The following is a 2,950-nucleotide window of genomic DNA, read 5'->3' on the forward strand; positions in this document are numbered from 1 at the left end:
CGGGGTCACGGTCAGCCGGACCCCGTCATCGCCGCACCGGGAGCTGGCCGGCCCGCCGGTTCGCAACAGGCCGGCCCGGATGAAGTCCGGCGCACCGGTCTCCATCAGGCCGGGGACGAATCGGTGCTGGACACGCTCGGCCGGCTGTACTGCCGCGGCGTGGACGTGCGGTGGGAGGCGCTGTATCGGGCGGGACGACATGTCGACCTGCCGCCCTATCCATGGTCGGACCGGCGGCACTGGTGGAGTCCGCCGGCGGACGCGCGGGACGGAGAGGAGCCGGACGAATGATCACGACTGACGCGTGGGTGCTTCACGCCGGGCCGAACGGCGGTGGCCCGGCGCCCGGCGGCGCGGCCAACCTGCGCAGGGAGACGTTCGCGTTCCCGGACCTGGGCGACGACGAGGTGCTGGTCGAACCCCTGTACGGCTCGTGGGAGGCGAACCTGGAGCACGCCCTGTCCCGCTCGCCGGTGGACATCTGCCGGCAGCGCGGCGAGCCGTCCGTCGTGCTCGGCAACATCGGCGTGGTCCGCGTGCTGCGCACCGGGCAGGCACCGGAGGCGCGGGCGCTCTCGGAGGGCGACGTGTGCATGGTGATGCCCTTCGGCAAGTGCGACCGGTACGGCTACGCCGAACTGGCCTACGCGTACGACGCTCCGGGCACGATCGGACTCCTGGCGAAGCGGACGAAGGTCGCGGCGCGGATGCTGCTCCCGCTGCCGTCCGACTCGGCCTACACCCTGCCCCAATGGGCCACCTACGCCCGGTACTTCTCGGCCTGGGACAACTGGCGGGTGGCGTACGCCTGCTGGCGGGGGCAGTTGCCGGACGTCGCCGCCGAGGACCACCTGGTGTTCGGCTGGGGCGGCGGCGTCGTCCTGGCGGAACTGGAGCTGGCGCGGCGGGCCGGGTTCCGCGTCGCCATGACGGCCGGCGGCGACGAGCGGCTGTCCTGCCTGGCCCGCAAGGGCATCACGCCCGTGGACCGGCGGACGTTCCCGGACCTCGAGCTGAGCCGGCGGCTCGACGAGGGCGATCCGGACCTGGTGGAGCGGTACCGGACCTCGGAGAAGGAGTTCCTGCGGATCATCGAGTCCCTCAGCGACGGTCACGGGGCCGCGATCTTCATCGACAACATCGGCGCGCCGCTGCTGCGGCCCACGCTCAAGGCGCTCGGACGTCTGGGAGTGCTGACCACGCTCGGCTGGAAGCGGGGGATGGTCACCGAGACCCGCCGCGCTGTCGAGTGCATCAAGCGGCACCTGCACGTCAACACGCACGTGTGGCGCTCCGGCGACTCCCCGGAGATCCTCGAGTACCAGGCGGCGACCGGCTGGATTCCGGACCCGGACATGATCCAGACCTACGACTTCGAGGACGTCCCGCGGCTCGCGGACGACTACGCCGCAGGCAAGGTGACCAGCTATTTTCCCGTGTTCACGGTGAATCCCGAGTGACCGGCGCCAGAGGAAGCACGAGCTGGTCCTCGGGAACGTGGACGCCATGCGCGACACGTCCGCACTTCCGCGCGTTTCGTCCGCCCCGCCGAGGTCGACCTGCTCGTCGGCGACTGGAGCAAGGCCAGGTCCGTCCTGGGCCGGCGGCCGAAGGCGGGGTTCGAGGAGCCGCCGTTGGGTAGCGGAACGGTGACGTAGGGTGACGAGAGGAAGCGTGGCGATGCGTGCCATCATCTCTACCGTGATCGTGATGGCCGTGGCCGCGACCGGTTGCATGTCGGTGGGCACGTACCCGTCGCAGACGTACGTGCCGAACAGCGGGGCCAACGCCGACGTTCAAGGAGTGCTGCACCTGCGCAACGTCTTCCTCCTGGACGGCGCGGACCCGAGCTCGCCGTCCCCGCAGCTCGCCCTGTATGCCGTGCTGCTCAACAGCGGTGGCAAGCCGGTCCAGCTCGACCGGATCACCGTTGAGGGCGGCGGCTCCGTACAGCTGGCAGGTCCCGTCACCTTGCCCCCCAACCAGCCCGTCGGCACCGGTGACAAGCCCATCGGCACCGTCAGCGGCGTGCGCGGTGCCACAGTGCCGATGACCTTCGCCTTCAGCGGCACCGCGCCCATCCGCGTGAACGTCCCGGTCCAGCTGAGAGCCGGAGAGTACGCCAACCTGCCCACCGCCCCCGCGGGGCGATAACGGGGTCACTGCTTCGGTACGAGGCCGGCGTCGAACCGTACCTCGACCTCGTCGCCGAGTTTGAGCGCGCCCAACAGCGCCGAGTAGGGACGAATGCCCCATCGGGTCTGCGCGATGGTCGCCGAGCCCTGTACACGCTCCTCGCTCAGCGAGCCCTGGACCGAGACGGGCTCTGTGGCACCGACCATGGTCAGCTCGCCCTCGACGCGGAACGACTCCGCGGTCCCGTCCACCCGGGCCGACCGGAACGTGATCGTCGGGTACTTCTGGACGCGCAGGATCTTCTCCCGGATGATCTTCTCGATCTCCGCACGATCGGAGCTCGTAAGCGGCTTGACGCCGCCGGTTCCCTCCCTGACTTCGAGCGAATCGGCGTCGACCTCGACGGTCACCGAGGAGTTGGCCGGGTCGGCGGCGTCGATCGTGGCGTCGCCGCGCCAGCGGGTGACCTCGATGGTGAGATCGTGGCCGGCCTTGGCGCCCAGCCCGGTACGGGTCGTATTGACGAGGAGCCGGCCGGACTCGGGTCCGAACGTGTAGTTACCAGCGGTGATGCTCACCCTGCCAAGCTAAGCCCGCACCCGGGGGGCCGTAGTGAGACGTGCCGGTGGCATGGCGAATCTGGGGCGGACATTTGACATTATTCGCTCATGCCTCTCGACCAGCACCTGCTCTTGCTGTTCACCGTGACCACCGTCATCGCCATGATCACTCCTGGGCCGGACATGCTGTTCGTCCTGGGCTGCGGGATGCGCGGCGGCCCGCGCGCCGGCCTGCTCGCCACGGCCGGAGTGGC

General features: G+C 70.1%; 4 protein-coding genes and 1 pseudogene. 4 read left to right on the forward strand and 1 reads right to left on the reverse strand.

All coding sequences use genetic code 11. The features are described from left to right. The 4 genes and pseudogenes from AB0J09_RS61030 to AB0J09_RS61045 form a co-directional block, all read left to right on the forward strand. Positions 1–291 (forward strand): hypothetical protein (locus tag AB0J09_RS61030; protein WP_360713163.1); only part of this gene is annotated, 291 nt, incomplete at its 5' end. Beyond that, on the forward strand, positions 288–1,460 hold the full coding sequence (locus AB0J09_RS61035; protein ID WP_360713165.1) for a hypothetical protein: 1,173 nt from the start codon (positions 288–290) through the stop codon (positions 1,458–1,460). The genes AB0J09_RS61030 and AB0J09_RS61035, both read left to right, overlap by 4 nt. Positions 1,461–1,508: 48 nt before the next feature. Beyond that, positions 1,509–1,658 (forward strand): annotated as a pseudogene (locus tag AB0J09_RS61040) (GDP-mannose 4,6-dehydratase); the annotation flags it as partial. A gap of 22 nt (positions 1,659–1,680) precedes the next feature. Then, the gene (locus AB0J09_RS61045; RefSeq protein WP_360713167.1) at positions 1,681–2,154 is read left to right on the forward strand and encodes a hypothetical protein; all 474 of its coding nucleotides are present in this window, start codon (positions 1,681–1,683) and stop codon (positions 2,152–2,154) included. Positions 2,155–2,159: 5 nt separating this feature from the next. Here AB0J09_RS61045 and AB0J09_RS61050 read toward each other — a convergent pair whose 3' ends face one another. Continuing rightward, positions 2,160–2,714, reverse strand: a complete 555-nt coding sequence (locus tag AB0J09_RS61050; RefSeq protein ID WP_360713169.1) for a YceI family protein — start codon at positions 2,712–2,714, stop codon at positions 2,160–2,162. Positions 2,715–2,950 lie beyond the last annotated feature (236 nt).

Source organism: Nonomuraea sp. NPDC049784 (assembly GCF_040659615.1).
GTDB lineage: Bacteria > Actinomycetota > Actinomycetes > Streptosporangiales > Streptosporangiaceae > Nonomuraea.

What these genes read in the sequence shown, in the direction of transcription:
- AB0J09_RS61035 (WP_360713165.1), top strand. Translation starts at nt 288, where the DNA reads ATGATCACGACTGACGCGTGGGTGCTTCACGCCGGGCCGAACGGCGGT.
- AB0J09_RS61045 (WP_360713167.1), top strand. Translation starts at nt 1,681, where the DNA reads ATGCGTGCCATCATCTCTACCGTGATCGTGATGGCCGTGGCCGCGACC.